The organism is Acidisphaera rubrifaciens HS-AP3 (genome assembly GCF_000964365.1).
GTDB classification, from domain to species: domain Bacteria; phylum Pseudomonadota; class Alphaproteobacteria; order Acetobacterales; family Acetobacteraceae; genus Acidisphaera; species Acidisphaera rubrifaciens.
This window is the reverse complement of sequence record NZ_BANB01000553.1, coordinates 1-969: the sequence shown is the minus strand read 5'-3', so window position 1 is coordinate 969 and position 969 is coordinate 1. Positions and strand designations below refer to the sequence as shown.

Annotated in this window: 1 protein-coding gene and 2 pseudogenes; all 3 read left to right on the top strand. The window is 73.5% G+C overall.

What is annotated here, in order from left to right:
* A pseudogene (locus tag B8460_RS14555) lies at window positions 1–483 on the top strand (DNA polymerase III subunit gamma/tau); the annotation flags it as partial.
* Window positions 480–803: a YbaB/EbfC family nucleoid-associated protein gene (locus B8460_RS14550; RefSeq protein WP_048862337.1), complete on the top strand. Its 324-nt coding sequence runs from the start codon at window positions 480–482 to the stop codon at window positions 801–803. The pseudogene B8460_RS14555 and the gene B8460_RS14550, both read left to right, overlap by 4 nt.
* 37 nt (window positions 804–840) lie before the next feature.
* Window positions 841–969 (top strand): annotated as a pseudogene (locus B8460_RS23450) (recombination mediator RecR); the annotation flags it as partial.

Sequence of the window (969 nt, the reverse complement as noted above, 5' to 3'; positions counted from 1 at the left end):
AGCCACAGCTCATCCCCGACTTTTTCAACAGGCGACGTGATCGCGCTGGCGGCCGAACGGCGCGAGGCGACCCTGCACGGGCATCTCCTGCATGCCGCCCACCTCGTGCGCTATGCGCCGCCGGTCATCGAGCTGCGGCTGGAGCCGGAGGCGCCCCGCGACCTCGCCCAGCGCCTCGCGGCGCTGCTCGCGGACGCGACCGGCATCCGCTGGACGATCGCGCTCTCCGCCGAGGCCGGCGCGCCCACCTTGCAGCAGCAAGCGGACACCGCCCGCGTGCGGCGCACCGCCGAGGCCGCCGACGAGCCGCTGGTGCGCGCCATCCTCGACGCCTTTCCCGGCGCCCGGATCGAGCAGGTGCATGACGCGACGCTCGATGCCTACGGCCTGCCGGGTGCTGCCGGTGCCCCCGCGGCGCCGGCCGACGACATCCCGCCGCCCGACGAGCCACTTACCGACGAGAACGAGGAACAGGACGCATGAAGAATCTGGCCGGCCTGATGAAGCAGGCCTCGCAGATGCAGGCGAAGATGGAGGAGATGCAGACGCGGCTCGATCAGACCGAGGTCGAGGGGACCGCCGGCGCCGGCATGGTCACCGTCCGCCTGACCGGCCGGGGCGAGCTGAAGCAGATCGCGATCGACTCGAAGCTGCTCGACCCGTCGGACGCGGAGACGGTGCAGGACCTGATCGTCGCCGCGCACGCCGACGCCCGGCGCAAGACCGAGGCGCTGATGGCCGAGGAGATGCAGAAGGTCACCGGCGGGCTGCCGCTGCCGGCCGGGATGAAGCTGCCGTTCTGAGCCATCCGCGGACGCCGGCCGAAGACGGGCCCCTGCGATGGGCGGCACCGAGATCGAGGCACTGATCGCGCAGCTCGCGCGGCTGCCGGGCATGGGACCGCGCAGCGCGCGCCGCGCCGCGCTGCGGCTGCTGCAGGAGCGCGCGGCCCGGCTCGACCCGCTCGCC